Origin of the sequence: Pseudomonas sp. PDM04 (assembly GCF_014851765.1) — a bacterium.
In the GTDB taxonomy this organism is placed as follows: domain Bacteria; phylum Pseudomonadota; class Gammaproteobacteria; order Pseudomonadales; family Pseudomonadaceae; genus Aquipseudomonas.
Map to the genome: position 1 here is coordinate 1,289,562 of NZ_JACVAI010000001.1, position 23,806 is coordinate 1,313,367.

General features: G+C 60.5%; 19 protein-coding genes. 9 read left to right on the forward strand and 10 right to left on the reverse strand.

Translation table 11 applies throughout. The features are described from left to right. The 4 genes from IB249_RS06030 (at position 1) to IB249_RS06045 (ending at position 4,977) form a co-directional block, all read left to right on the forward strand. On the forward strand, positions 1–948 hold the full coding sequence (locus IB249_RS06030; protein ID WP_192302574.1) for an ABC transporter permease: 948 nt from the start codon (positions 1–3) through the stop codon (positions 946–948). Continuing rightward, positions 938–1,747: an ABC transporter permease gene (locus tag IB249_RS06035; RefSeq protein WP_192302575.1), complete on the forward strand. Its 810-nt coding sequence runs from the start codon at positions 938–940 to the stop codon at positions 1,745–1,747. The genes IB249_RS06030 and IB249_RS06035 overlap by 11 nt, the downstream gene beginning before the upstream one ends. Before the next feature lie 87 nt (positions 1,748–1,834). After that, positions 1,835–3,259 carry a gamma-aminobutyraldehyde dehydrogenase gene (locus IB249_RS06040; RefSeq protein WP_192302576.1) on the forward strand — a complete coding sequence of 475 codons (1,425 nt, stop codon included), beginning with the start codon at positions 1,835–1,837 and terminating at the stop codon, positions 3,257–3,259. A gap of 233 nt (positions 3,260–3,492) precedes the next feature. Beyond that, positions 3,493–4,977, forward strand: a complete 1,485-nt coding sequence (locus IB249_RS06045) for an APC family permease (protein ID WP_192302577.1) — start codon at positions 3,493–3,495, stop codon at positions 4,975–4,977. A 184-nt stretch (positions 4,978–5,161) separates the two neighbouring features. On the opposite strand, the gene IB249_RS06050 is transcribed toward IB249_RS06045, so the two are convergent. Beyond that, the gene (locus IB249_RS06050; RefSeq protein WP_192302578.1) at positions 5,162–5,347 is read right to left on the reverse strand and encodes a hypothetical protein; all 186 of its coding nucleotides are present in this window, start codon (positions 5,345–5,347) and stop codon (positions 5,162–5,164) included. A 414-nt stretch (positions 5,348–5,761) separates the two neighbouring features. On the opposite strand from IB249_RS06050, the gene IB249_RS06055 reads away from it, so the two are divergent. Together IB249_RS06055 and IB249_RS06060 are read left to right on the forward strand one after the other, a co-directional pair. Then, on the forward strand, positions 5,762–7,387 hold the full coding sequence (locus IB249_RS06055) for a glucan biosynthesis protein D (protein ID WP_192302579.1): 1,626 nt from the start codon (positions 5,762–5,764) through the stop codon (positions 7,385–7,387). Positions 7,388–7,630: 243 nt separating this feature from the next. Next, the gene (locus IB249_RS06060; RefSeq protein ID WP_192302867.1) at positions 7,631–10,750 is read left to right on the forward strand and encodes a transglycosylase domain-containing protein; all 3,120 of its coding nucleotides are present in this window, start codon (positions 7,631–7,633) and stop codon (positions 10,748–10,750) included. A 44-nt stretch (positions 10,751–10,794) separates the two neighbouring features. Here the strand turns inward: IB249_RS06060 and IB249_RS06065 are convergent, their stop codons facing one another. The 7 genes from IB249_RS06065 to IB249_RS06095 all read right to left on the reverse strand — a co-directional run bounded on the left by IB249_RS06065 (position 10,795) and on the right by IB249_RS06095 (position 19,146). Beyond that, positions 10,795–12,045, reverse strand: a complete 1,251-nt coding sequence (locus IB249_RS06065; RefSeq protein ID WP_192302580.1) for a hypothetical protein — start codon at positions 12,043–12,045, stop codon at positions 10,795–10,797. A 53-nt stretch (positions 12,046–12,098) separates the two neighbouring features. Next, positions 12,099–13,379 (reverse strand): hypothetical protein, encoded by a 1,281-nt coding sequence (locus IB249_RS06070; RefSeq protein ID WP_225606817.1) that lies wholly within the window; start codon positions 13,377–13,379, stop codon positions 12,099–12,101. 12 nt (positions 13,380–13,391) lie between these two features. Beyond that, a complete protein-coding gene (locus IB249_RS06075; protein WP_318653483.1) occupies positions 13,392–14,642 on the reverse strand; it encodes a hypothetical protein in 1,251 nt (416 codons plus the stop codon). Between the two features lie 52 nt (positions 14,643–14,694). After that, on the reverse strand, positions 14,695–15,171 hold the full coding sequence (locus IB249_RS06080; RefSeq protein ID WP_225606818.1) for a CS1 type fimbrial major subunit: 477 nt from the start codon (positions 15,169–15,171) through the stop codon (positions 14,695–14,697). Positions 15,172–15,204: 33 nt separating this feature from the next. Continuing rightward, positions 15,205–15,945 (reverse strand): molecular chaperone, encoded by a 741-nt coding sequence (locus IB249_RS06085; protein WP_192302582.1) that lies wholly within the window; start codon positions 15,943–15,945, stop codon positions 15,205–15,207. Positions 15,946–15,995: 50 nt separating this feature from the next. Then, positions 15,996–18,518 (reverse strand): CS1-pili formation C-terminal domain-containing protein, encoded by a 2,523-nt coding sequence (locus IB249_RS06090; protein ID WP_192302583.1) that lies wholly within the window; start codon positions 18,516–18,518, stop codon positions 15,996–15,998. A 121-nt stretch (positions 18,519–18,639) separates the two neighbouring features. Continuing rightward, complete coding sequence (locus IB249_RS06095; RefSeq protein ID WP_192302584.1) at positions 18,640–19,146, reverse strand: CS1 type fimbrial major subunit; 507 nt, start codon at positions 19,144–19,146, stop codon at positions 18,640–18,642. Positions 19,147–19,633: 487 nt separating this feature from the next. On the opposite strand from IB249_RS06095, the gene IB249_RS06100 reads away from it, so the two are divergent. Beyond that, positions 19,634–20,209 (forward strand): PadR family transcriptional regulator, encoded by a 576-nt coding sequence (locus tag IB249_RS06100; RefSeq protein WP_192302585.1) that lies wholly within the window; start codon positions 19,634–19,636, stop codon positions 20,207–20,209. Next, positions 20,206–20,991 (forward strand): siderophore-interacting protein, encoded by a 786-nt coding sequence (locus IB249_RS06105; RefSeq protein WP_192302586.1) that lies wholly within the window; start codon positions 20,206–20,208, stop codon positions 20,989–20,991. Before IB249_RS06100 ends, IB249_RS06105 begins: the two co-directional genes overlap by 4 nt. A gap of 105 nt (positions 20,992–21,096) precedes the next feature. Here IB249_RS06105 and IB249_RS06110 read toward each other — a convergent pair whose 3' ends face one another. Further along, entirely contained in the window at positions 21,097–21,726 is a 630-nt protein-coding gene (locus tag IB249_RS06110; protein ID WP_192302587.1) for a Pr6Pr family membrane protein, read from the reverse strand. A gap of 2 nt (positions 21,727–21,728) precedes the next feature. Then, complete coding sequence (locus tag IB249_RS06115; protein ID WP_059406114.1) at positions 21,729–21,959, reverse strand: VF530 family DNA-binding protein; 231 nt, start codon at positions 21,957–21,959, stop codon at positions 21,729–21,731. A gap of 287 nt (positions 21,960–22,246) precedes the next feature. Between IB249_RS06115 and IB249_RS06120 the strand changes: the two genes are divergently transcribed. After that, positions 22,247–23,629: a carbohydrate porin gene (locus tag IB249_RS06120; protein ID WP_192302588.1), complete on the forward strand. Its 1,383-nt coding sequence runs from the start codon at positions 22,247–22,249 to the stop codon at positions 23,627–23,629. The last annotated feature ends 177 nt before the right edge of the window (positions 23,630–23,806 follow it).

A 23,806-nucleotide genomic window follows, 5' to 3' on the forward strand; every position in this document is an offset into this window, starting at 1 on the left:
ATGAACAGCGTGGCAATCACCCCGACCCCGGTCAGCGGCTCGCCGTTGCGCAGGTTCTCCAACCTGCTGTACCGGCGCCCGAACTTTTACCTGTCGCTGTTGCTGGTGCCCCCGCTGCTGTGGTTTGGCGCGATCTACCTGGGTTCGTTGCTGGTGCTGTTGTGGCAAGGCTTCTATACCTTCGACGACTTCACCATGGCGGTCACCCCCGACCTGACCCTGGCCAACCTTGCCGCACTGTTCCAGCCGTCGAACTTCGACATCATCCTGCGCACCCTGAGCATGGCCATCGTGGTGTCGATCGCCAGCGCCATCGTCGCGTTCCCGATCGCCTACTACATGGCGCGCTACACCACCGGCAAGACCAAGGCGTTTTTCTACATCGCGGTGATGATGCCGATGTGGGCCAGCTACATCGTCAAGGCCTACGCCTGGACGCTGCTGCTGGCCAAGGGCGGCGTGGCGCAGTGGTTCGTCCAGCACCTGGGGCTGGAGCCGCTGCTGCAGTTCGTGCTGGGCATTCCGGGCGTGGGCGGCAGCACCCTGTCGACCTCCCACCTGGGACGTTTCATGGTGTTCGTCTACATCTGGCTGCCGTTCATGATCCTGCCGATCCAGGCGTCGCTGGAACGCTTGCCACCGTCGCTGCTGCAAGCCTCCGCCGACCTCGGGGCCAAGCCGCGCCAGACCTTCATGCAGGTGATTCTGCCGCTGTCGATCCCGGGCATCGCCGCCGGTTCGATCTTTACCTTTTCCCTGACCCTGGGCGACTTCATCGTGCCGCAACTGGTGGGACCGCCCGGCTATTTCGTCGGCAGCATGGTGTACGCCCAGCAAGGCGCGATCGGCAACATGCCCATGGCCGCCGCATTCACCCTGGTGCCGATCGTGCTGATCGCCATCTACCTGACCATCGTCAAACGACTGGGGGCCTTCGATGCACTCTGAACGAGCTTCCCTGGGTCTGCGCATCGCCGCCTGGGGCGGGTTGGTGTTCCTGCACTTCCCGATCCTGATCATCTTCCTCTACGCCTTCAACACCGAAGACGCGGCGTTCAGCTTTCCACCCAAGGGCTTCACCCTGAAGTGGATCAGCATCGCGTTCTCCCGTCCGGACGTGCTGGAGGCGATCAAGCTGTCGCTGCAGATCGCCGCCATCGCCACCCTGATTGCCATGGTCCTCGGCACCCTCGCGTCCGCCGCGTTGTACCGCCGGGACTTCTTCGGCAAGCAAGGCATCTCGCTGATGCTGATCCTGCCGATTGCGCTGCCGGGGATCATCACCGGGATCGCGCTGCTGGCGACCTTCAAATCGTTGGGGATCGAGCCGGGGATGTTCACCATCATCGTCGGCCACGCGACCTTCTGCGTGGTGATCGTCTACAACAACGTCATCGCCCGGCTGCGCCGCACTTCGCACAGCCTGATCGAGGCTTCGATGGACCTGGGCGCCGACGGCTGGCAGACCTTCCGCTACATCATGCTGCCCAATCTCGGCTCGGCCCTGCTGGCGGGCGGCATGCTGGCGTTCGCGCTGTCGTTCGACGAAATCATCGTCACCACCTTCACCGCCGGCCATGAACGCACCCTGCCGCTGTGGCTGCTCAACCAGCTCAGCCGCCCCCGGGACGTACCGGTGACCAACGTCGTGGCGATGCTGGTGATGATCGTGACCATGCTGCCGATTCTCGGCGCCTATTACCTGACCCGTGGCGGCGAGAGTGTCGCGGGCAGTGGCGGCAAATGAATCGATAACGGACACCACAACACCCCTGTGGGAGCGAGCAGGCTCGCTCCCACAAAAAACAAGAACAGTTTCGAAGAGGACAATGCCATGCAAACCCAACTCCTGATCAACGGCCAGCTCGTCAACGGCGAAGGCCCCGCCCAACCGGTGTTCAACCCGGCGCTGGGCCGCGTGCTGGTGGAAATCAACGAAGCCAGCGAAGCCCAGGTGGACGCCGCCGTGCGCGCCGCCGATGCGGCGTTCGACAGCTGGTCACAGACCCCGCCGAAAGACCGTTCGCTGCTGCTGCTCAAACTCGCCGATGCCATCGAAGCCCACGGCGAGGAACTGGCCAAGCTGGAATCGGACAACTGCGGCAAGCCCTATAGCGCAGCACTGAACGACGAGATCCCGGCCATTGCCGATGTGTTTCGCTTCTTCGCCGGCGCCAGCCGTTGCATGAGCGGTTCGGCCGGCGGCGAATACCTGCCCGGCCACACCTCGATGATCCGTCGCGACCCGGTGGGTGTGATCGCTTCTATCGCGCCGTGGAACTACCCGCTGATGATGGTCGCCTGGAAAATCGCCCCGGCCCTGGCCGCCGGTAATACCGTGGTGCTCAAGCCGTCGGAACAAACCCCGCTGACCGCGCTGCGCCTGGCGCAATTGGCGTCGGAAATTTTCCCGGCCGGTGTACTCAACCTGGTGTTCGGTCGCGGCCCCACCGTTGGCCACCCACTGGTGAACCACCCGAAAGTGCGCATGGTGTCGCTGACCGGCTCCATCGCCACCGGTTCGAACATCATTTCCAGCACCGCCGACAGTGTTAAACGGATGCACATGGAACTGGGCGGCAAGGCGCCGGTGATCATCTTCGACGACGCCGACATCGACGCCGCCGTGGAAGGCATTCGCACCTTCGGCTTCTACAACGCCGGCCAGGACTGCACCGCCGCGTGCCGCATCTATGCACAGGCCGGCATCTACGAAAAGTTCGTCGAGAAGCTCGGCGCGGCCGTCAGCAGCATCAAGTACGGCGTGCAGGATGACCCCTCCACCGAACTGGGCCCGCTGATCACCGCGCAACACCGCGACCGCGTGGCCGGGTTTGTCGAACGCGCCGTGGCACAGTCGCACATTCGCCTGGTCACCGGCGGCAAAGCCGTGGAAGGCAACGGTTTCTTCTTCGAACCCACCGTGCTGGCGGATGCGCAGCAGGACGACGAAATCGTGCGTCGCGAGGTGTTCGGGCCGGTGGTGTCGGTGACGAAATTCAACGATGAAGCGCAGGTGCTGGGCTGGGCCAACGATTCGGACTACGGCCTGGCCTCGTCGGTGTGGACCGCCGATGTCGGCCGCGCCCATCGCCTGTCTGCCCGCTTGCAGTACGGCTGCACCTGGGTCAACACCCACTTCATGCTGGTCAGCGAAATGCCCCATGGCGGTCAGAAACTGTCCGGGTACGGCAAGGACATGTCGATGTACGGGTTGGAGGATTACACCGTCGTTCGCCATGTGATGTTCAAACACTGAAGCATTGAAAGCTTCGCGAGCAAGCCCGCTCCCACAGGGCGATACATTTCAAAGGGGGGAGCGGACTTGCTCGCGAAGGCATCACCTCGGTTTCAAGGTAGAAGCCGGCATTAGGCATCACCGGGTTTCAAAGCCACACCCACAACAATAACCACCGATCCCGGCGGCGCCCTCTCGGCCCCGCCAAGGGTTCGGCCATCCGAAATCTGCCGATTTTCCGGAGCTGACACACCATGAGCGTACTACCCGAACTCCCCACAGCAGCGGTCGACAGCGATGCCGAGCAACTGCGCCAGCTGGGTTACACCTCCAACTTCAATCGCAGCATGAGCCTGTGGGAAAACTTCGCCCTGGGCTTCACCTATCTCTCCCCGGTCGTCGGGGTCTATACCCTCTTCGGCCTGTGCCTGGCAGCCGGCGGGCCACCGATGTTCTGGGCCTACCTGCTGGTCGGTTGCGGCCAGTTGCTGGTGTGCCTGATCTTCGGTGAAGTGGTTTCGCAGTTCCCGATTTCCGGCGGTGTGTACCCTTGGGCCCGCCGTCTGGTCGGCAAGCGCTGGGCGTGGATGGTCGGCTGGATCTACTCCATCGCCCTGTGCGTGACCATCGCCGCCGTCGCTGTCGGCGCCGGCCCCTACCTCGCCGCGATGATGGGGTTCGAACCGAGCAACAACACCAACATCGTCATCGCCCTGGTGCTGACGCTGTTCGCCACCCTGGTCAACCTCAGCGGCACCAAGACGCTGGCGCGCATCGCCATGTTCGGCTTTCTCTGCGAACTGATCGGTGCGGTGATCGTGGGTGTGTACCTGCTGATCTTCGAGCGTCATCAGCCCATCAGCGTGCTGTTCAACACCTTCGACATCAGCATCAATGGCTCGTACTTGCCGGCCTTCCTCACGGCGTCCCTGGCGGGGATGTTCCTGTACTACGGCTTCGAGGCCTGCGGCGACGTTGCCGAAGAAACCCCGAACCCGAGCAAGAAAATCCCGGTGGCCATGCGCATGACCATCTACATCGGCGGCATCGCCGCGATGTTCGCCTGCCTGGCACTGATCCTCGCCGTGCCGGACATGCAAGCGGTGATCAACGGCACCGACAAGGACCCTGTCGGCACCATTCTCAACAACGCGTTCGGACCGGTCGGCTCGAAAATGGTCATGGGCGTGGTGATGATTTCCTTCATCTCGTGTGTCATCAGCCTGCAGGCAGCGGCGAGTCGCCTGCTGTATTCCTACGCCCGCGACGAAATGGTCATCGGCAGCCGCGTACTGAAAAAAATCTCGCCCAACACCCAGGTGCCGGTTGCCGCACTGTTCGTCTCCGGCGTGCTGCCGGCGCTGATCATCATTCTCGGCTTCTTTCTCCAGGATGCGGTTGCCACCATCGTCAGCTTCGCCGCCATCGGCATCTACCTGGCCTTCCAGATGATTGTGCTCGCCGCCCTCTACGCGCGCCTCAAAGGCTGGAAACCCAGTGGTAAATTCACCCTCGGTGCCTGGGGATGGCTGGTCAACCTCGGCGCACTGGCCTACGGCATTGGCGCCATCATCAACATGGCCTGGCCGCGCACGCCGGATGCCGAGTGGTACGTCAACTACGCGATGGTGCTGAGCACGGCGATCGTGATCGGTCTGGGGTTGCTGTACATGTGGATTGGCAAGCCGTATGACCATGGTACGGCGCCGGCCGGGGATGCCTGGAAGGTGGGTCGCTAGCGTTATTTGCCCCGGTGCCGCCAGGGTACCGGGGCGTTCGTTGCCATTCATCGCCTCCTTTCGATGGGTGCATGGCCTGTTCGAGTCCTGCGTGTTCTGCAGCCGCGGGCGGAACGATCGCACGACGGGTCATGGGCGATATTCAGCCGCGGCACCGTCGCCACGGCTGAACGCCGTTGCTCAATCAAAACCGCGAAACACTGCGCATCGCATCCACCAGATAGCGCATGGCAATCCGGTCGTTCTCCGACAACTCGCGATAGCGCTCCACCAGCTTCAATTCCTCGGAATTCAGACGACGCCTTCGCCGCCCGATACCCAGGCAGGGGAAGATTCCCAACATTTCGGTGATGCCTTGTACTTTCGACATGGACGATGTCCTTCTCTAACGTCAAAGAAACTTGCAACTACTGCATCGCCCTTCCCTTTTTCAGCCGCCTCCTCGTGCCAACTGAATCCCACCGGCCTGAGGGCAGAAACCGGTCATGCCCATAGAATAGAAACTATCCCGGCGCTGAAAAGTGGTTTTTAGAGTAATTAGTCGAAAAAAGCAGAAATGCCCTCTAATTCAGAAGTCTCTGTGGGAAACGTTAACCGGAAATGTCTTGTTTCATTGCTGCGCCATCGCCCTGACATCAACCATTTTTGCTCTGAAGGCGAACCGTTTAAGCTATTTGGCATCTGTTCTAAGTCCGCTGCGTTTGGCCGAAGGCATGTCCGAACCCCATTTTTGATCCAGTACCTGCCAGGAACGGCATGGGATTGCTCACGACAGGTTGTATTTATGCACCGCAGGAATTTGCTCAAAGCGTCCATGGCCATCGCTGCCTACACCGGTTTGTCTGCCTCCGGCCTGCTGGCCGCCCAGGCCTGGGCAAGTAACGGGACGGCAGATGGGGAGGCCCAGGCCTTCGACTTCGAAACGCTGAAAAGCCAGGCCAAGCAGCTCGCCGGCAAGGCCTATCAGGACACCAAGCAGGTGCTGCCGCCGACCCTGGCGACCATGACGCCGCAAAACTTCAACGCCATCCGCTACGACGCCAATCATTCCCTGTGGAAAGATCTGAAAGGTCAGCTGGATGTGCAGTTTTTCCACGTAGGCATGGGTTTCAAGCAACCGGTGCGCATGTACAGCGTCGACCCGAAGACGCGTCAGGCACGCGAGGTGCACTTCCGTCCCTCGCTGTTCAACTATGAAAACACCTCGGTCGACACCCAGCAGCTCAAGGGAGACCTGGGTTTTTCCGGCTTCAAGCTGTTCAAGGCCCCGGAACTGGACCGCCACGACGTGGTGTCCTTCCTCGGTGCCAGTTATTTCCGTGCGGTCGATGCCACCGGCCAGTACGGGCTGTCGGCTCGCGGCCTGGCGGTCGATACCTACGCCAAAAAACGCGAGGAATTCCCCGACTTCACCAAGTTCTGGTTCGAGACCCCGGACAGGAACAGCACCCGTTTTGTGGTCTACGCGTTGCTCGACTCGCCGAGCGCAACCGGCGCCTACCGGTTTGACATCGACTGCCAGGCCGAGCGTGTGGTGATGGAAGTCGATGCGCACGTCAACGCCCGCACCGCCATCGACCAACTGGGCATCGCCCCGATGACCAGCATGTTCAGTTGCGGCACCCACGAACGACGCATGTGCGACACCATTCACCCGCAGATCCATGACTCCGATCGCCTGGCGATGTGGCGCGGCAACGGCGAATGGATCTGCCGCCCGCTGAACAACCCCGCGACCTTGCAGTTCAATGCCTTCGCGGACACCGATCCGAAGGGTTTCGGCCTGGTGCAGACCGATCATGAGTTCGCCAGCTATCAGGACACCGTCGACTGGTACAGCCGGCGTCCGAGCCTGTGGGTCGAACCGACCACCGCGTGGGGCGAAGGCTCTATCGATTTGCTGGAGATCCCCACGACCGGCGAGACCATGGATAACATCGTCGCATTCTGGACCCCGAAAAAACCCGTCGCGGCCGGCGATTCGCTGAATTACGGCTACAAGCTGTACTGGAGCGCACTGCCGCCCGTCGGCACGCCGCTGGCACGGGTCCACGCGACCCGCTCGGGCATGGGAGGCTTCACCGAGGGCTGGGCGCCGGGCGAGCACTACCCGGAAGTCTGGGCCCGCCGCTTTGCCGTGGACTTCACCGGCGGCGGACTGGAGCGCCTGCCTGACGGCACCGGCATCGAGCCGGTGGTGACCTGCTCCAATGGCGAGGTCAAGGACTTCAGCGTGCTGGTGCTCGATGACATCAAGGGCTACCGGATCCTGTTCGATTGGTACCCGACCAACGACAGTGTCGACCCGGTGGAGTTGCGCCTGTTTATCCGTACCAACGATCGGACGCTGAGCGAAACCTGGCTGTATCAATACTTCCCGCCGGCGCCGGACAAGCGTAAATACACCTGACAGGGGCAGACTCACTCCCACACGGGCAACGCTGGCCGTGTGGGAGCGAGCCTGCTCGCGATGATCGTCAACGATAACGCGACAAGCCTGATGCCAAGCGGTGCCCTCCCTTTCATCGAGCAGGCTCGCTCCCAACGGGGCAGGGCCGCTTTCTGCGCTACACCCACAATTTCTTCGTCTTCGCCAACCACCGACTAAGCTTCAGACAAGTCCGATCAATCTGCGTGAATGGATCAGTCGACTATGGGCGCGCTGTGGCAAACCGATTCGAGTAAAAATGTGGTTCCGACTGAACGTGTGGATGAAGCGCCTTTACCTGAAAAAACCCGTCGCAGCCGTGTCAGACATGGCTGGAAGGCGTTTTTCCTGCTGCTGCTGATTATCCTGGTCGCGTTGGGGTTGGCAGCCGTCAGGGAAATGCGCACGTCGAAGTTTCAATCCCGGGAAGCCAGCAAATTCGCCGCGACCCTGACCTATGAACTGCAACCGGGCCCCAGCGACGCCATTCGCTACCCCGGCGCCGGGCCTTTCGACATGCGGTTGGGCTACAGCTCGCTAGGGGAATTCCTGCCCCGACTGATCAAGCGCGACTACGTCATCGCGGCCCAGACCCGCTTTTCCCAGGCGTTGATGGACTACAGCGACAAGGGCCTTTTCGTGCCTTATCAGGAAAAAATCCAGGCCGGGTTGTTGATCACCGACTGCCGGGCGGCTCCGTTGTATCAGTACAAGTACCCACAGCAGCTCTATGCGAGCTTCGACGCCATCCCGCCGGTGGTGGTCAACAGCCTGCTGTTCATCGAAAACCGTTTCCTGCTCGACCCAGACCTGCCCAGGGCCAACCCTGCCGTGGACTGGCCGCGATTCGGCATGGCCGCGTGGTCGCAAGTGGCCAAATGGCTGCACATGCCTGGCCAGTCGGCGGGCGGCAGTACCCTGGCGACCCAGCTCGAGAAGTATCGGCATTCGCCCGATGGGCTGACGGTATCGGGCGGGGAGAAAATCCGGCAGATGATTTCCGCCAGCATTCGCGCCTATCAGGCCGGCCCGGAAACGCTCGAGGCGCGTAAAAACGTGGTGCGTGACTACCTCAACAGCGTGCCCCTGTCGGCCGTCCCTGGCCACGGCGAGGTGCATGGCATGGCCGAAGGGTTGCGGGTCTGGTACGGCACCGACTTCAACCAGGCGAACGAACGGCTGTCCAGCCCCGATACGGACCCCAAGACCCTGGCGGAAAAGGGCCTGGCCTTGCGCGAAATGCTGTCGTTGATGATCGCCCAGCGCCGCCCCTCCCACTACCTGACCAAGGGACGTGACGAACTGGCCAACCTCACCGACAGCCATATCCGCCTGCTGGCGCTGAACAACGTCATCGATGCACCGTTTGCCGCCGCCGCGCTGGCCGCCAAGGTGACCTACCGCGACTGGCTGACCCAGCCGACCATTCAGCCGATCGAAACCAACAAGGGCATCAGCGTGGCGCGCAGTCGCCTGGGCGGGCTGCTCAATCGTCCTCTGTACGACCTCGATCGCCTCGATCTCTCGGCCACCAGCACCCTGCAGGGCGACCTTCAGGCGCAGACCACCGAATACCTCAAGCACCTCTCCGACCCGGCCTTCGCTGCGCAGATCGGCTTGATCGGCGAACGCCTGCTCACCCCCACCAGCACCACGCAGGTACGCTACAGCTTCACCCTGTTCGAGCTGACCCCGGACGGCTCGCGCGTACGGATACAGACCGACAGCACCGACCAGCCCTTCGACATCAACGAAGGCAGCAAGCTGGAACTGGGTTCCACCGCCAAGATGCGCGTGCTCACCACCTACCTGCAAATCATCGCCGAGCTGCACGACAAATACGCCGGCATGAGCATCGCGGACCTGAAGAAAGTCGACGTCCCGGACCAGGATCGCCTCAGCCGCTGGGCCGTCGACTACCTGATCCAGAACAAGGACCGCAACCTGCCGGCGATGCTCGGCGCGGCGCTGGACCGCAAATACTCCGCCAGTCCCGGCGAGGCCTTTTTCACCGGTGGCGGGCTGCACGTGTTCAATAACTTTCGCAAGGAAGACAACGGCCGCAATCCGACCCTGCGCGATGCCCTGCGCGAATCGATCAACCTGCCGTTCATACGGCTGATGCGCGACCTGGTGCGCTATACCACCTACTCCGGCCCCAGCAGCAGCGCCGAGTTGCTCGGTGACGACCGCGACCCCCGGCGCCAGGAATACCTGGCCTCGTTCGCCGACCGCGAAGGCACGTCGTTCCTGTTGCGATTCTGGAAGAAGTACAAGAACAAGGACACTCAGGAACGCCTCGAAACCTTCCTCGACGGTATGCGCCCGACACCGATTCGCATGGCGGCGGTGCATCGCTACCTGTTGCCCCAGGCCAGCCAGGAAAGTTTCAACAGCTTCGTGCGTTCGCACCTCAGCGGCGCCAAGCTCACCGAAAAACTGACCGACGAACGCCTGCAACGGCTTTACGAAAACTACAGCCCCGGCCTCTACGACCTGCCGGATCAGGGCTTCATCGCCAAGGTCCACCCTCTGGACCTGTGGCTGATGGGCTATCTGCTGAACCACCCGGATGCCAAGTGGAGCGAGGTGGTCAAGGCCAGTCAGTTCGAGCGCCAGGAAGTCTACAGCTGGCTGTTCAAGAGCCGGCACAAGGGTGCGCGAGACAGCCGCATCCGCACCATGCTGGAGATCGAGGCGTTCCTCGACATCCATCAGCGCTGGCAGAAAGTCGGCTATCCGTTCGATCACCTGGTGCCGTCACTGGCCACCGCCATTGGCAGTTCCGGTGACCGACCGGCCGCGCTGGCCGAGCTGATCGGCACCATCCTCAACGACGGTGTGCGCATGCCGACGCTGCGCATCGACAGCCTGCACTTTGCGGCGAATACCCCCTATGAAACCAAGTTGATCAACGACCCGGACGTGGGCAAACGGGTGATGCCATCGGAAGTCGCCACCGCCATGCGCGAAGCCTTGTCACAAGTGGTGGACGCCGGTACGGCCAAGCGGGTGTCCGGCAGTTTCGTCACCCCTGATGGCAAATCACTGGCGATGGGGGGCAAAACCGGGACCGGGGATAACCGCATCGAATCGTTCGGCTCGGGAGGACGTATCATCAGTTCGAAATCCGTCAACCGTACGGCGACCTTTGTGTTCTATATCGGTGATCACCATTTCGGCACCCTGACCGCTTTCGTACCGGGACGGTCGGCCGAAAACTTCAAGTTCACCTCGGCACTGCCCGTGCAGGTGCTCAAGGGCATGGCACCGATTCTCACCCCTTACCTGCAACCGGGAAGCAGCACCCAGTGCCTTCCCGTTGAAGTGGCGCGACGCGAATGAGCAATGGCCGGCCACATGCAGTGCATTGATCCGGCCGGACAACGTCAGACTTCCGAATCCCAGATGACGGTGACGTTTCCCGAGTAGGTTCGCTCGGCGCCCGTCAGCATGTGTTCCACATGCTCCCTGGCCACTTCGAAATGCAGGGTCCCGGGTTTGCGATCGACGTAGAAAGCAGGCTGGAACAGCTCGGTGCCGCTGCCGTCGATCAACAAAGGACGGCGATTCACCGGCCCGTTGGCATCCTCCAGGCCGTTGGGCAGCGTGACACTGACGTTCAGCGGCACGCCATGACCGGACGTCGGCTCCAGCAGCGCGCAGGTTTTGCCGGCCATCGAGTACTCGCACTCCAGACGCATCTTGAAGCGACTCGACGACGAAATGTTGAAGGTCTGGTCGCGAAACAATCGCACGGGTTTTTGCCCATGATTCAGCCAGGCCTGCCACCCCCCCTGAGGCACCAGCTCCACGCGGTTGCCACCCGGTGGAATTTTCACATCGAGCGAATGCTGCACGTCCAGCGTGAAGTTGAAGGTGAACTGATTGTCCCTGGGGATCATGACATCACCGAAATCGAAATCGCCCCCGGGCCCCATGCTGTAGGAGAGGCTGCCGGTGTATTGCCCGGTCGACATCGTCAGGGGCCTTGGGGTTTTGATCGCGTAGGCGTATTCGATATTGCTGTATGCGAATGTTGGAATGTCTGTGCCCGGTGTCCGACTACAGACACCGGCATTTTCAGGAACGATCCAGAAGAACAAGGCGAAAGAATTGGCGGCAGCGATGTAATTGATGCCCTTGCAGGGGCTGGGCGCCTCGCGCCATTGGCTGGCCCAGTTAACGTTCGGCAATTGCCATGCACCCACGCCCGGGGGATTGCTCAGGTCCCAGCGGTGGCCAATGCCGGCAATGCGCACCTGCACCGTTTCCACTTCGCCCGTTTCGCGGTGGGTCACCTGCAGGTCCCGCCATTCAGAAGGGACTTTCCACATGGCTCCTTGCCGCGGATCGACATGATTGGCACGGATGGTTGCATTGGACGCCGCATGGAAATCGTTACTGCGAATGCTGAAGATCCCCTCCGCCAGGCAGTGCGGAATTGCCGGCGCGTGCCACTCGCACACACCGCTTTGCGGCGTTGTATTGACGAACTCATTCTGCATGGGACTGGCCGGGTCCGGGACGAATCTCGCGGTGATGTCCTGGGTCAATGCATTCGCACTGGCGGACACCGCCAACAATGAAGCGCTGAAGAAATGACAGAGCCGATGCGTGCTGCTTTTCGAACTATCCATGTCTGTTCCGTATGGCTGTGCCGGCAAGAGAAGGGGCTTGAACATCACGATCGTCACACCTCCGAATCCCAAACCACCGTGACCAGCCCGGAATACTGTTTTCCAGCGCCGCTGAGCATTTGTTCGACATGCTCCCGGGCAATGTCGAAATGCAGCTTGGCGGGTTTGCGATCGACGTAAAAACCGGGCTGGAACAACTCGGTGCCGCTGCCATCCAGCAACAGGGGACGGCGATTGACCGGTTGCCCGCCCCCATCGCTCAAACCGTTGGGCAAACTGACACTCACGTTCAACGGCACCGAATGCCCGGACGTGGCTTCGCGCAACGCGCAGGTGTTGCCCCCGTCCGGGTACTGGCATTCAAGGTTCATCTTGAAGCGCGACGACGCCGAGACATTGAAGGTCTGGTCACGAAACAGCCGCGTCGGTTTGCGCCCCTGGTTCAGCCAGGCTTGCCAGCCACCCTGGGGTAACAGTTCCACCCGATGGCCACCGGGGGGAATGTCGACTTTGAGGGTGTGCATGACGTCCAGCGTGAAGTTGAACGTGAACACGTTGTCCTCAGGCAGTACGACATCACCAAAATCGAAGTCTGAGCCGGGCCCCATGGAGTAATTGATGCTGCCGATGTATTGCCCGGATGACAGCGCCAGTGGATTGGGCGTTTTAATCGAGTAACCGTAGTCAATCGTCCAATACCACAACCTCGGAATGTCTCCGATTGGTTGTCGACTACAGGTTCCCGCGCCCTCAGGAACGACCCAGAAAAAACGTGCCCAATTCGCGGCCCCTTGCAGGTAATTAATGCCCACGCAAGGGCTTGGCGCCTGCCGCCACTGATGACTCCAGCTCGACCCCGCCCAGACACTGACACCTGGAGGATTGTCCAGAAACCAGGCTCCACCGATGGCAGAAATACGTAACTGCACGGTCGACACCTCTCCGGTAGACACGTGAGTGACGGTGACGTCTCGCCACTCGGACGGCACCTTCCACATGGCGCCCTGCCGGGGATCCTGATGATTGGCCTGAATGGGTCTGATCGAGTTCGCAGCAAATCCAGTCCGAATGGAGAAAATACCCAACGCGTCACATTGTGCGGCAGCCCCTTCCACGCACACGCCACTGACGGGCGTTGTATTGACGAACTCGTTGTTCAATGGATTCCCCGGATCCGGATTGAATTTCGCGGTGATGTCCTGAACCAGCGCATTCGCACTGGCGGACACCGCCAACAACGAAGCGCTGAAGAATTGGCAGAGCCGGTGGGCGCCGCGTTGAGGGTTATGCATGTAATGTCCATTTGGCCGTGAAAGCGAGAAAAGTTGATTCAAGATGACGATGGCTCACACCTCTGAATCCCAAACCACCGTGACCTGGCCCGAATACTGTGCTCCAGCACCGCTGAGCATCTGTTCGACATGCTCCCGGGCAATGTCGAAATGCAGCTTGGCGGGCTTGCGATCGACGTAAAAACCGGGCTGGAACAACTCGGTGCCGCTGCCATCCAGCAACAGGGGACGGCGATTGACCGGTTGCCCGCCCGCATCGCTCAAACCGTTGGGCAAACTGACACTCACGTTCAACGGCACCGAATGCCCGGACGTGGCTTCGCGCAACGCGCAGGTGTTGCCCCCGTCCGGGTACTGGCATTCAAGGTTCATCTTGAAGCGCGACGACGCCGAGACATTGAAGGTCTGGTCACGAAACAGCCGCGTCGGCTTGCGCCCCTGGTTCAGCCAGGCTTGCCAGCCACCTTGCGGCAGCAATTCCACCCGATGGCCGCCCGGCGGGATCTCCACCTTCAACGTATGCTCGACGTTCAACGTCATGTTGAAGGTGAGGAGGCTGTCATTCGGGATCATGACGTCGCCAAAATCGAAGTCCTGGTTGGGCCCGAGCGAGTAACTCAGCGAGCCGGTATATTGGCCGCTGGACATGGTCAGGGGATTGGGCGTTTTCAATTCATAGGCGTATTCGAAGTTCACGTACTTGAGCGAGCTGATATCGCTCACTGCCTGGCGGCTGCAGGTCCCGGCGTTTTCAGGCACCCGCCAGAACCAGAGCGTGTAGTAGTTGGGCGCATTGGCGATGTACCCCGTCGGCAGGCAAGGGCTGGGCGCCGTTTGCCACATGCTCCACACGTTTCCCCAGGCGTGGGTGGCCGGTGTTGCCGTCGAACGGATGTCCCAGCGATTGCCGATGCCGGCGATGCGCATTTCCACCGTCTGCCGCTCCCCGGTTTGCGTATGCGTCACTTCAACGCTACGCCACGCTGACGGCACCTTGAACATGGCGCCTTCCCGTTCACTGGCATGCCCGGCGGGAATGGCCTTGCTGGCCGTGAAGTTGATGTCATTGGTGCGGATACTGAAGATCCCCAACTCTTTGCACCTGTCAGGAATATGCCACGGGCAGATGCCGCTTTCCGGCGTGGTGTTGATGAACTTGTTGCTCAACGGATTGGACGGATCCGGCCGGAAGACTGCGGTGATTTCCTGCACGGCGGCATGGGCCAGCGATACTGACCCACCGCCGACCAATGCCCCTGTCAGCAACCACGTGGTGCCGCGTTGAATCCAATTGATCACGCTCACTTTTGCCTCTATCTGATCGAACTTGGGTTACCGCGAATAAAGCAGGCCGGCGTCAGGGGACGATGGCTTCGAACAGCATGTGCACGCTGCCGTAGTAATCACCGGGCCGATAACCGGCACCCGGTTTTACCGCCGCAATTTCCAGGGCGACACGCTTGCCCGTTCTTCCGTCCACTTCGGAGATCACTTCCTGGGCATCAAGGGTGAGCCGTGTGTTGTTGAACGTGACCAACAGCGGGATATCGTCGCTGTCCCTGCCGTTGTTCAGATACGGCTCGAACGACAGCCGTGCCGATATCGCACCGTTTTCGTTCTTTACATCGAACTGTTTGCGCAGGCGGCTGAGTTCGCTGGTGTGGGGATTCCAGTCGAGCCGTTGTTCCAGGTGAATCCACCCAGGGTCCGCCGGTATCACGTGAAAGGCGGCAGAAGGAATGGTGACCGAGACATCGAAAGTCTCGCTGATACGGAGGGCAAACGCACTGGTACTGACCAGGGTCAGCAACAGGGTTGCCGTGACTGCTTTCATCGCTTTGATCATGTCGTTCACTCGCGCTTGGTTTCAGCCCTTTGTCTCGAGCTTTTTCGTCGCTGAACCTTCAATCAGGGTGAATCGGTATTCACGCCCGGCCTGCTTGTCGAACTGGAACGTTCGACCGGCCAGAACGTGATGTTTGGTAGTGGGCTGGCAATCGTTTTCGCTGTTCACCGAACAATCCTTGAACTCGTCGATGACCACGACACTGTTGCCGTTGTTGCGGATTTCGTACTTCTGCGGACCGTCCTTGATCTCACTGTCATAGCGTGTCTGGCTGGGCCGTACGAAAAATATCGTGCCGTAGCCCGCCAGTATGTTGACCCCGGCGGACAGACCTTTCTTGTAGTCTTCGCGCTCTTCGGCGGACACCGCGAATTCATCTTCCTTTTCGGGTACCACGGGCACGAAACGGACGCGGAAGTAGCGCTCTTTGTCCCGCTCGCCGACATACAACAGACGCGTGCCCTGCATGCCATTGGCCGGTACGATCAGTCGCGCCGGGCTGGCCATCAGGCCATTCCGGGCGCTGGCGTCGGCCTGGTTGGCAAGCGGCACTTCCTGCGAGGTGCCGTCGGCGTTGTAGAGAATTTCAAGAATGTCGATCTTGACGAATGCCGTGCTGTCACCGCCGTTGAAAACCCGTTTCAGAAAGGTGGTTTTATCACCGTCCAGATAGTCGAAGACCACGCCGACATTGATTTGCGGGCCCGCCAGCACGATCTGCGGCAACAGGGAAAAGCCAAGGACTGCCAATAAGCGTTTCATCATGTTCAACCTGAAAAATGAGATTCATCGAAGGGTGTTTCGCGAGTCGTTCAACCCGCACTTTCAGTGTTGTAAGTGGCCTCCGCCAACGTGTCCGGCGAGCAGCGCAAATCACCGATCATCAACACGTTGTCTTCATGGCGTGCATTGGCCGTATCGAGCCGGAACTGGCACAACAACTGATTGCCCTGACGCACTTCCAGAGTCGGTGAGCCCGCCTGCATTTCCATCGAGAAGAAGCCATCGACCTCGCTGACACCGCGGCTGGCGTGGTTGATCACGTGATGTCCCTTGAGCGGCCTGCCTTGGGGGTCGATCAAACGCCCGAGGACGGTCAGGGTCTTGCTGACGGTGATCTTGCGATAGCCCACGCCGCCCTTGTTCAGGTGATAGCGGCTGCGCGCCGGCTGGATGCTCGCGGCCGGAGGGTGGTTGCCTTCGAAGTCGAAGCTCACGACGCTGTTCTTGTAGGCGGTGATCGGGATGAAATTGCGCCCCGGTCGCAGGCTCGCGCTGCCGCCGCTGGAATCGTCGGCGCGCAGGGCGATGTCATCGACGTCTGACTCGACGTCGACGATCATCCCCGCGCCCGTCCCGTGGTGCTGGCTGGTCATGACGACTTTCTCGCCGCCCACGGCCACGGTGCTGTCCAGGTTCAAGCCACCGGTGAACTTGTCATTGAAGGAAGAACGCTGAACGAAGACATCGCCATTGACGGCATCATTGGCGAAGTTCGCGGTACCGGAAAAACCAACGCCATAGGTGTCGGCGAGCGCCGTGGCCGACACGCTTTGCAGCACGTGGTCCTGCAACTCCTTGCGGTACGTGAGGGTTCCGTTGTTGTCACGACCACCGTCGCGGGAGGTGCGTGTGCCGAGACTCGCGGACCACTGCTCCCCCGGCCCACCCAGCGCCAGACTCACGCTCAGGTCGACGCCCCGGTTGCGTTTGTCGCCGCTGCTGAAACTGCCGGGCCGGTCGAAAACCGAAAAGCGCCAGCTGGCGTCGCTGCCAAACAGGGAACCGCGTTGGGTCCACCCCATGTCCACGCCGGTGCCTTCGACGTTGCCGGTGCTGTGCGACACCCGCGCATTGACCGAGCTTTTGCTGCTGACCCGATGGTTGAGCGACAGCGACGAATTGCTCGTCTGGCCGATGAAAACGTTGCGCTGACGTACCCGGGTGCCATCGGGCAGGGTTTCATAGGTTTTGGTGGTGTCGAGCCAACTGCGGGTATGGGTGACAAAGACACTGCCTTCCCCGTAGTTGTACATCGTTTGCAGGTCCAGGCCGGTACCGTGATCCTCGGTTTGATAGACGTTGGCGAACAGGTTGATGTCGTTGGTTAGCGTCCAGTCGACCGACGAGCCATATTGCATCTTGTCTCGCACCTGCCGCCCCGACACCCCCAGAATGACTCGCGGGTGCAGCAGGAAGTTGACGGCAGCGCCGGACGTCAGATCGCCGGTGTCCTGCTCGTCCCAATTGCTGAGCAGTTTGCTTTCACGGCCGGCGAACAGGTTGTAGCGCCAGCGACTGTCCGAATTGCGCCAGTTGACGGGTTTGTACACCAGCTCCCGGGTGGTGGACGTGATATGCCCGTCTTCGACCAGGCGTACCTCCACTTCATAGATACCGCCCGGCAAGGAACGGGTATCGAGGGTTTGCAGGCCGGCATCCACCGATTGGGTGTTGATCAACAGTCCGTTGCGGACGATTTCCACCGAGGCCTGGCGGTTGGCGGTGACATAGATGGGATAGAGGCTGGGTTTCGGGCTGTTGATGACCAGGCTGTCGGAGCTGCCAAACATCAGGCCGGCCGCCGTGTCGGGGCTGGCACCGAAGGTGCGGATCTGACGGGTCAGGCCCTGGGAATTGGGGGTGAAATAGCCCACCCGCAGAAAACTGCCTTCCAGTTCTCGCTGGCTGTAGAGCTCATGCACCGCGTGGTAGAGCTTGTCGTCCGGGCCGCCCAGCCGGGCCAACTGCAGATTCACGCTTTGGGTCCAAAGGCCCAGGCTGCTGCTGGCCTCCAGGCCGAAACGCCCGCCAAGGTCTTGCGCCTGGCCGCCATTGAGGTTCAATTGATTGCGCACGATCAAGCCACTGCTGCCCCCTTCCGGCAGTTCGTAATAGCGCTTGGCCTGGGTATCGCGCTCGGCGTTGGCCGTGGCAATCGAAAGCAATGAATTGTTCAGGTTGTAATGCACGGCCAGCATCTGCTCCGGGCAACTGCCTGCACAGGCGCCCAGGGCAACGCCTTGCTTGAGATAAGTGGCCCAGGTTTCCCGCTCACTGGCAGAAGCACGGCTGTCGGCGACATCGGAAAATTCCAGCAGGGTGATGCGATCATCGCGGGACAACACGATCATGGCCTCACCCAGAAGTTGTTGATCAAGTTCCACGCGAACGGCCAGCGGTACGTCGAAGAAATGCTCTTCAAAGTCCGCCGGCAAACCTTTGGCCTGGGCCAGAAGACTGCGGGGTGTGGTGCCAGTGTTAGTTGGCGCAGCCAATGCACTTGCGCAGAAAAAAAATGCGAGCGCAGTCGCGATGGGAGTCATCGGGAACATGAACGGGTTACTCGAAGTTTTAACGATCGATACGGTCAACATACGGATCGACAGGTCCGATGACCTGCCGACCGGTAAAAGTGCCTGATCAAACTTGCTCTGATCAGACATCAATCAAATATCAACGAGGTGGTGGTGGCAGTACGGCGTCGAAACGCAAGGCAACGGTGCCCGTGTAATCGCCCGTTACATAGCCACTGGCCGGTTTGGTCGGTGCAGCCGAAAGTTCCACTCGCTTGCCTGGCGTCGACTCGGCATCAGTGAGCACTTCGACCGGCGCGGTGCTCGTCAGCGTCACGCCGTTGAACTTCACGACCAGGGGAATATTCTGGGCGGGCACACCGTTGGACAGATACGCGTCATTTTCCAGCATCGCTGCGATCGAGCCATTGGAGTTCTTGGTGTCGAACTGCGCCCGCAAGGTGCTCAGTTGATCACTGAACGGATCGTAACTAAGGCGTTGGTCCTTGACGATCAGATCGGGGTCGACCGGCAATACGTAGAACACATTGGTTGGAACAGACGCGACAATGTTGATGGAATGACGTGCTTCACCGACGGCAAACGCCATGGAAGAAGTCAGCGCCAAAATAGCCATGGGCGTAGCGATTGCAAATTTTTTCAACATCACTCAATACCTGTTTGATTAAAAAGAGATGAATTAAAAGTCCGATCAAGTAACGGCTGTTGGCCTGGAGCAACAAAGATCAACTTTCAACGCGGCGCATATTCAGCTATCCAAACTGAAATGTATGTAGGAAATTTCATCGAAGACTGTAGTAAGACACAGCATTTAACCCGATGAAAACATGAAGACAGACATATCCGCTTATCGCTGTAGAACTTGTACTACACGCAACTCTTATTAACAGGTCGTGCAGTGAGTGGTGCTCGCCCACACTTGATTCAGAAAATTTCGTTTAACCGGTCGCCGTGAACAGCGACTGCGTGCCTTAACTTGCCAGACATGTTCAAGCGAGGTGATCGATGCCTGCGGCGGCACTTCGCCTGCGCCGGACCGCTCGTCGTGAGTCGCTGTGCTTCAGGGGAAAGGCCTTGCCTCGAATTAAGATATATCTTAAGTTGTATCTAAACACGACAGAGAGAAAGGAAAAATGAGAGACCATCATTCCCCCCATCGCGAGCACGGCGACGGTCGCGACGGCTTCGAAAAACGCCCCGGCCGCGAACGCGGCGGTCGCGGCCCACGGGTGTTCGCCCCCGGTGACCTGAAGCTGCTGCTGCTGGCCCTGATCGCCGAGCAGCCTTGCCACGGCTATGACCTGATCCGCCAGATCGAAGGCATGTTCGATGGGGCCTACAGCCCCAGCCCCGGGGTGATCTACCCGACGCTGACCTTTCTGGAAGAAAGCGAAATGATCCAGGGCGACGCCGAAGGTGGAAAAAAACGTTACAGCGTGACCGACGCCGGACGTCTGTCTCTAAGCGAGCAGGCCGTTGCGCTGGATGGCGTGCGCATGCGGATCGATGTGAGCAAACGCTCGTTGCGTGGCCATGATCGACCGGCCGAGATCCACGAGGCTGTGCATAACCTGCGTCATGCCTTGCAACTGCATCACGGGCGCTGGAGCCCCGAAGAAATCCTGCGGGTCGCCGCCTTGCTCAACGACACCGCCAAAGCCATCGTCGACGGCCCCGCCGTTTCGACCGCACGGGAGAAAACCGAATGACTGAAGTGATCGAGCCGTCCATTCACCGCGTCATGCATGAAATCAAACGTCGGCGCCTGCAAGTCCTGCGCGTGGTCGACCTGACGCCGCGCATGCGCCGCATTACCCTCGGCGGGCCCGAGCTGGCAGGCTTTGTCAGTCTGGGCAGCGATGACCACGTCAAACTGATGTTCCCGCAGAACGCCGAGCAGCAGGCCGCGCTGGAGACTCTGGTACTGGGGGCCGGCAAGGACAATGGCCCGCTGCCCGCCATGCGCGACTACACGCCACGTCGTTATGACCTGGACACTCTGGAACTGGACATCGACTTCGTGTTGCACGGTGATGGCCCCGCCTCGACCTGGGCGGAACAGGCCCAACCGGGTCAGTTTTTGCACATCGGCGGGCCACGGGGTTCCATGATCGTGCCGGACATGTTCGACAGCTATCTGCTGATCGGCGATGAAACCGCCCTGCCCGCCATCGCCCGCCGTCTCGAAGGCCTGGCCGCCAATCGCCGCGCGCTGGTGGTGGTCGAAGTGGAGAACGGCGCCGAACAGCAGAAGCTGGAAAGCCCGGCGCAGGTGAACGTGATCTGGGTGTTGCGCGAGGGTGGCAAAAACAACCTGCTGACCACCGTTAAACAACTGCAGGTGCCCGGCGGGAGCCTGTATGCGTGGGTCGCCACCGAAAGCAAAGTGTCGCGGCAGATCCGCCGGGTGCTGCTGGACGAGCACCGGTTGGACGAGCAGTTCGTGAAAGCGGTGGGTTACTGGAAACAGGACGACAGCGACGACGAGTGAGGCCTTCAGGACCTCATCGCGAGCAGGCTCGCTCCCACATGGGGTCACCCTTTTTCTGTGGGAGCGAGCCTGCTCGCGATTGTTGTTTGAGCCTCACCCCAACGCTTATGTTCTCCCCCGCCACCGATCCAACCCCATCACCACCAGCGCAATCGTCACGAACCCCACCAGCAATCCCCCGGCATTCAGCAACACCTGTGGATAACCCAACTTATCCACATCGATGAAGGGATACGGATAAGCCGCCAGCACATGCCCACGCAACAGTGCGTAGGCGAAATACAGCAGCGGATACAGCAACCACAGCGCCATATGGCGCGGGCGCAAAGTGCCCTTGGGCACGTACATCCACCACCAGGCCAGGAACAGCAGTGGCATGACGTCATGCATCAGCTCATCGGCCAGCCATTGCCAGCCTTCGGGATCCCACAGGTGGCGCAACAACACGTTGTACGCCAGGCTGACCACGGCAATGCTCACGGCGATCCCGCTGCTCACCCAGGGTTGCAGGAACCAGCGTCGTGCGGCCGATTCGCGGGACGTCAGCTGGCAGGTCAGCACCGTCGCCACCAGCGTATTGGTGATGACGGTGAAGTAACTGAAAAAGCTCATCAGCCCGCCGAGCAAACTGGCCCCCAGCGTCCAGCGCGAGTGGAAAATCAGGTACATCTGAATGCTCAACCCGGCCCAGCCGAGCATGGCGGCCAGCCTCACGAAACCCGACCGGTTGACCATGTTCAGAGCGGTCGCTTGGTACGCATCAACTTCACGTACAGGCGCTCGACTTTCTCCCGTGCCCACGGCGTTTTTCGCAGGAACGTCAGGCTCGACTTGATGCTCGGATCACTCTTGAAGCAGCGGATGTCGATGCGCTCAGCCAACCCCGACCACTCGTAATGTTCAACCAGCACGTTGAGGATCTGCTCCAGCGTCACGCCATGCAGCGGGTTGTTGTTCTGTTCGGTCATGCCGGGCCTTCAAGCGATGAGTGAAAGAGAAGGCGCGCACCTTAGCCGAGGGGCTGGTCGCGTGGAAGGGGCGCAGCTGCGCCATTGGTTAAATGTAGGTGAGCCGCGACATATCGCCGCGCGACACTGTTACCGATTTCGAAAGAATTCATGTCGGGAAAAGGCCTTTCTCTATTTGTAACAGAACATTATCCTTACGCCTGAACACGCTGAAACGCTTCACCTGCCTGCGTTACTCCTGCTGTTGTGCAGCTCATTCCCCAAAAAAAGAAACCGAATTTTTCCTCATGCCTTATTTTCGATCCTTGCGAGACAGCGCTGTCTCAACACCCGTCAACCCGCCAAACGCCCGGTGCTTCATCGGCGCAATCTCCGTCCTTGGCCTGGCCACCTGCGCCCAGGCCGCACCGGCGTTCGACAGCGAATCGCCCTGGATGCTGGGCGACTGGAATGGCACACGCAGCGAGTTATCGGAAAAAGGCTACGACTTCAAAGTCGATTACACCGGTGAAATGGGCAGCAATCTGCATGGCGGCTACGATCACGATCGCACCGCACGCTATAGCGATCAGTTCGGCCTGGGCACGCACCTGGACTTGCAGAAGATCCTCGGCTGGGACGACGCTGAATTTCAGCTGACCATCACCGAACGCAGCGGCAACAACATCAGCAATGACCGGATCAACGATCCAAGGGTGGGCGGTTTCACCTCGGCCCAGGAGGTGTGGGGCCGCGGGCAAAGCTGGCGCCTGACGCAAATGTGGTACCAGCAGAAATTCCTCGACCAGAAGCTCGACATCAAGGTCGGTCGCTTCGGTGAGGGCGAAGACTTCAACAGCTTCCCCTGCGACTTCCAGAACCTGGCGTTCTGTGGTTCCCAGGTCGGCAACTGGGTGGGTGGCATCTGGTACAACTGGCCGGTCAGCCAGTGGGCGATGCGGGTCAAGTATCACCTGACGCCAGAGCTGTACGCACAAGTCGGCGCGTACGAGCAGAACCCGTCGAACCTCGATCGCGGCAATGGCTTCAAGCTCAGCGGCAGCGGCACCCAGGGTGCGGTCCTGCCCGTGGAACTGGTGTGGACGCCCAAACTCAACGGCCTGCCGGGCGAATACCGGGCCGGTTACTACTACAGCAACGCCAACGCCACCGATGCCTACAAGGACAGCAACGGCCAGCCGGCCGCCCTGAGCGGCGAGGCCTACCGCAGCGCGTCGAGCAAGCACGGCCTGTGGCTGGGCGTGCAGCAACAACTCACCAGCCGCGCCAGCGATCACTCGCGCGGCCTGAGCGTGTTTGCCAACGGCACGCTGCACGACAAGAAGACCAACGCCATCGACAACTATGTGCAGGCGGGCGTCGTCTACAAAGGCCTGTTCGATGCACGCGCCCGGGACGACATCGGGTTCGCCATGGCCCGGGTCCACGTCAACCCGGCCTATCGCAAGAACGCCGAGGCGCATAACCAGGCCCGCGCGGCGGTCGACTTCGACGATCCGTCCTACCTGCCGCCCCAGGACACCGAATACAGCGCCGAGCTCTACTACGGCGTGCACGTCACGAACTGGCTGACCGTGCGTCCGAACCTGCAATACATCCGCCACCCCGGTGGCGTGGGTAAGGTCGATGACGCGCTGATCGGCGGGATCAAGATCCAGTCTTCTTTCTGACCCATGGGGGCGAGCCTGCTTGCGAACGGTGTTGAGCCTCGCCAGCGCTGTCGCGAACAGCTCGCCCCTACAGGATGGCTGAAACGGTTTCACATTTTTATCTGAACCATGCCCATGCCGCATCGTCATCTACAGTGAACTTGCGATGGACACAATTTGAAACGTCACGGAGAACCA

Bases quoted from the DNA above. Each gene is read 5' to 3' on its own strand.
- IB249_RS06030 (WP_192302574.1), top strand. From the start codon at position 1: ATGAACAGCGTGGCAATCACCCCGACCCCGGTCAGCGGCTCGCCGTTG.
- IB249_RS06095 (WP_192302584.1), bottom strand. From the start codon at position 19,146: ATGTTGAAAAAATTTGCAATCGCTACGCCCATGGCTATTTTGGCGCTG.
- IB249_RS06035 (WP_192302575.1), top strand. From the start codon at position 938: ATGCACTCTGAACGAGCTTCCCTGGGTCTGCGCATCGCCGCCTGGGGC.
- IB249_RS06080 (WP_225606818.1), bottom strand. From the start codon at position 15,171: ATGAAAGCAGTCACGGCAACCCTGTTGCTGACCCTGGTCAGTACCAGT.
- IB249_RS06065 (WP_192302580.1), bottom strand. From the start codon at position 12,045: ATGGATAGTTCGAAAAGCAGCACGCATCGGCTCTGTCATTTCTTCAGC.
- IB249_RS06040 (WP_192302576.1), top strand. From the start codon at position 1,835: ATGCAAACCCAACTCCTGATCAACGGCCAGCTCGTCAACGGCGAAGGC.
- IB249_RS06045 (WP_192302577.1), top strand. From the start codon at position 3,493: ATGAGCGTACTACCCGAACTCCCCACAGCAGCGGTCGACAGCGATGCC.
- IB249_RS06115 (WP_059406114.1), bottom strand. From the start codon at position 21,959: ATGACCGAACAGAACAACAACCCGCTGCATGGCGTGACGCTGGAGCAG.
- IB249_RS06055 (WP_192302579.1), top strand. From the start codon at position 5,762: ATGCACCGCAGGAATTTGCTCAAAGCGTCCATGGCCATCGCTGCCTAC.
- IB249_RS06105 (WP_192302586.1), top strand. From the start codon at position 20,206: ATGACTGAAGTGATCGAGCCGTCCATTCACCGCGTCATGCATGAAATC.
- IB249_RS06050 (WP_192302578.1), bottom strand. From the start codon at position 5,347: ATGTCGAAAGTACAAGGCATCACCGAAATGTTGGGAATCTTCCCCTGC.
- IB249_RS06060 (WP_192302867.1), top strand. From the start codon at position 7,631: ATGGGCGCGCTGTGGCAAACCGATTCGAGTAAAAATGTGGTTCCGACT.
- IB249_RS06100 (WP_192302585.1), top strand. From the start codon at position 19,634: ATGAGAGACCATCATTCCCCCCATCGCGAGCACGGCGACGGTCGCGAC.
- IB249_RS06110 (WP_192302587.1), bottom strand. From the start codon at position 21,726: ATGGTCAACCGGTCGGGTTTCGTGAGGCTGGCCGCCATGCTCGGCTGG.
- IB249_RS06090 (WP_192302583.1), bottom strand. From the start codon at position 18,518: ATGTTCCCGATGACTCCCATCGCGACTGCGCTCGCATTTTTTTTCTGC.
- IB249_RS06120 (WP_192302588.1), top strand. From the start codon at position 22,247: ATGCCTTATTTTCGATCCTTGCGAGACAGCGCTGTCTCAACACCCGTC.
- IB249_RS06085 (WP_192302582.1), bottom strand. From the start codon at position 15,945: ATGAAACGCTTATTGGCAGTCCTTGGCTTTTCCCTGTTGCCGCAGATC.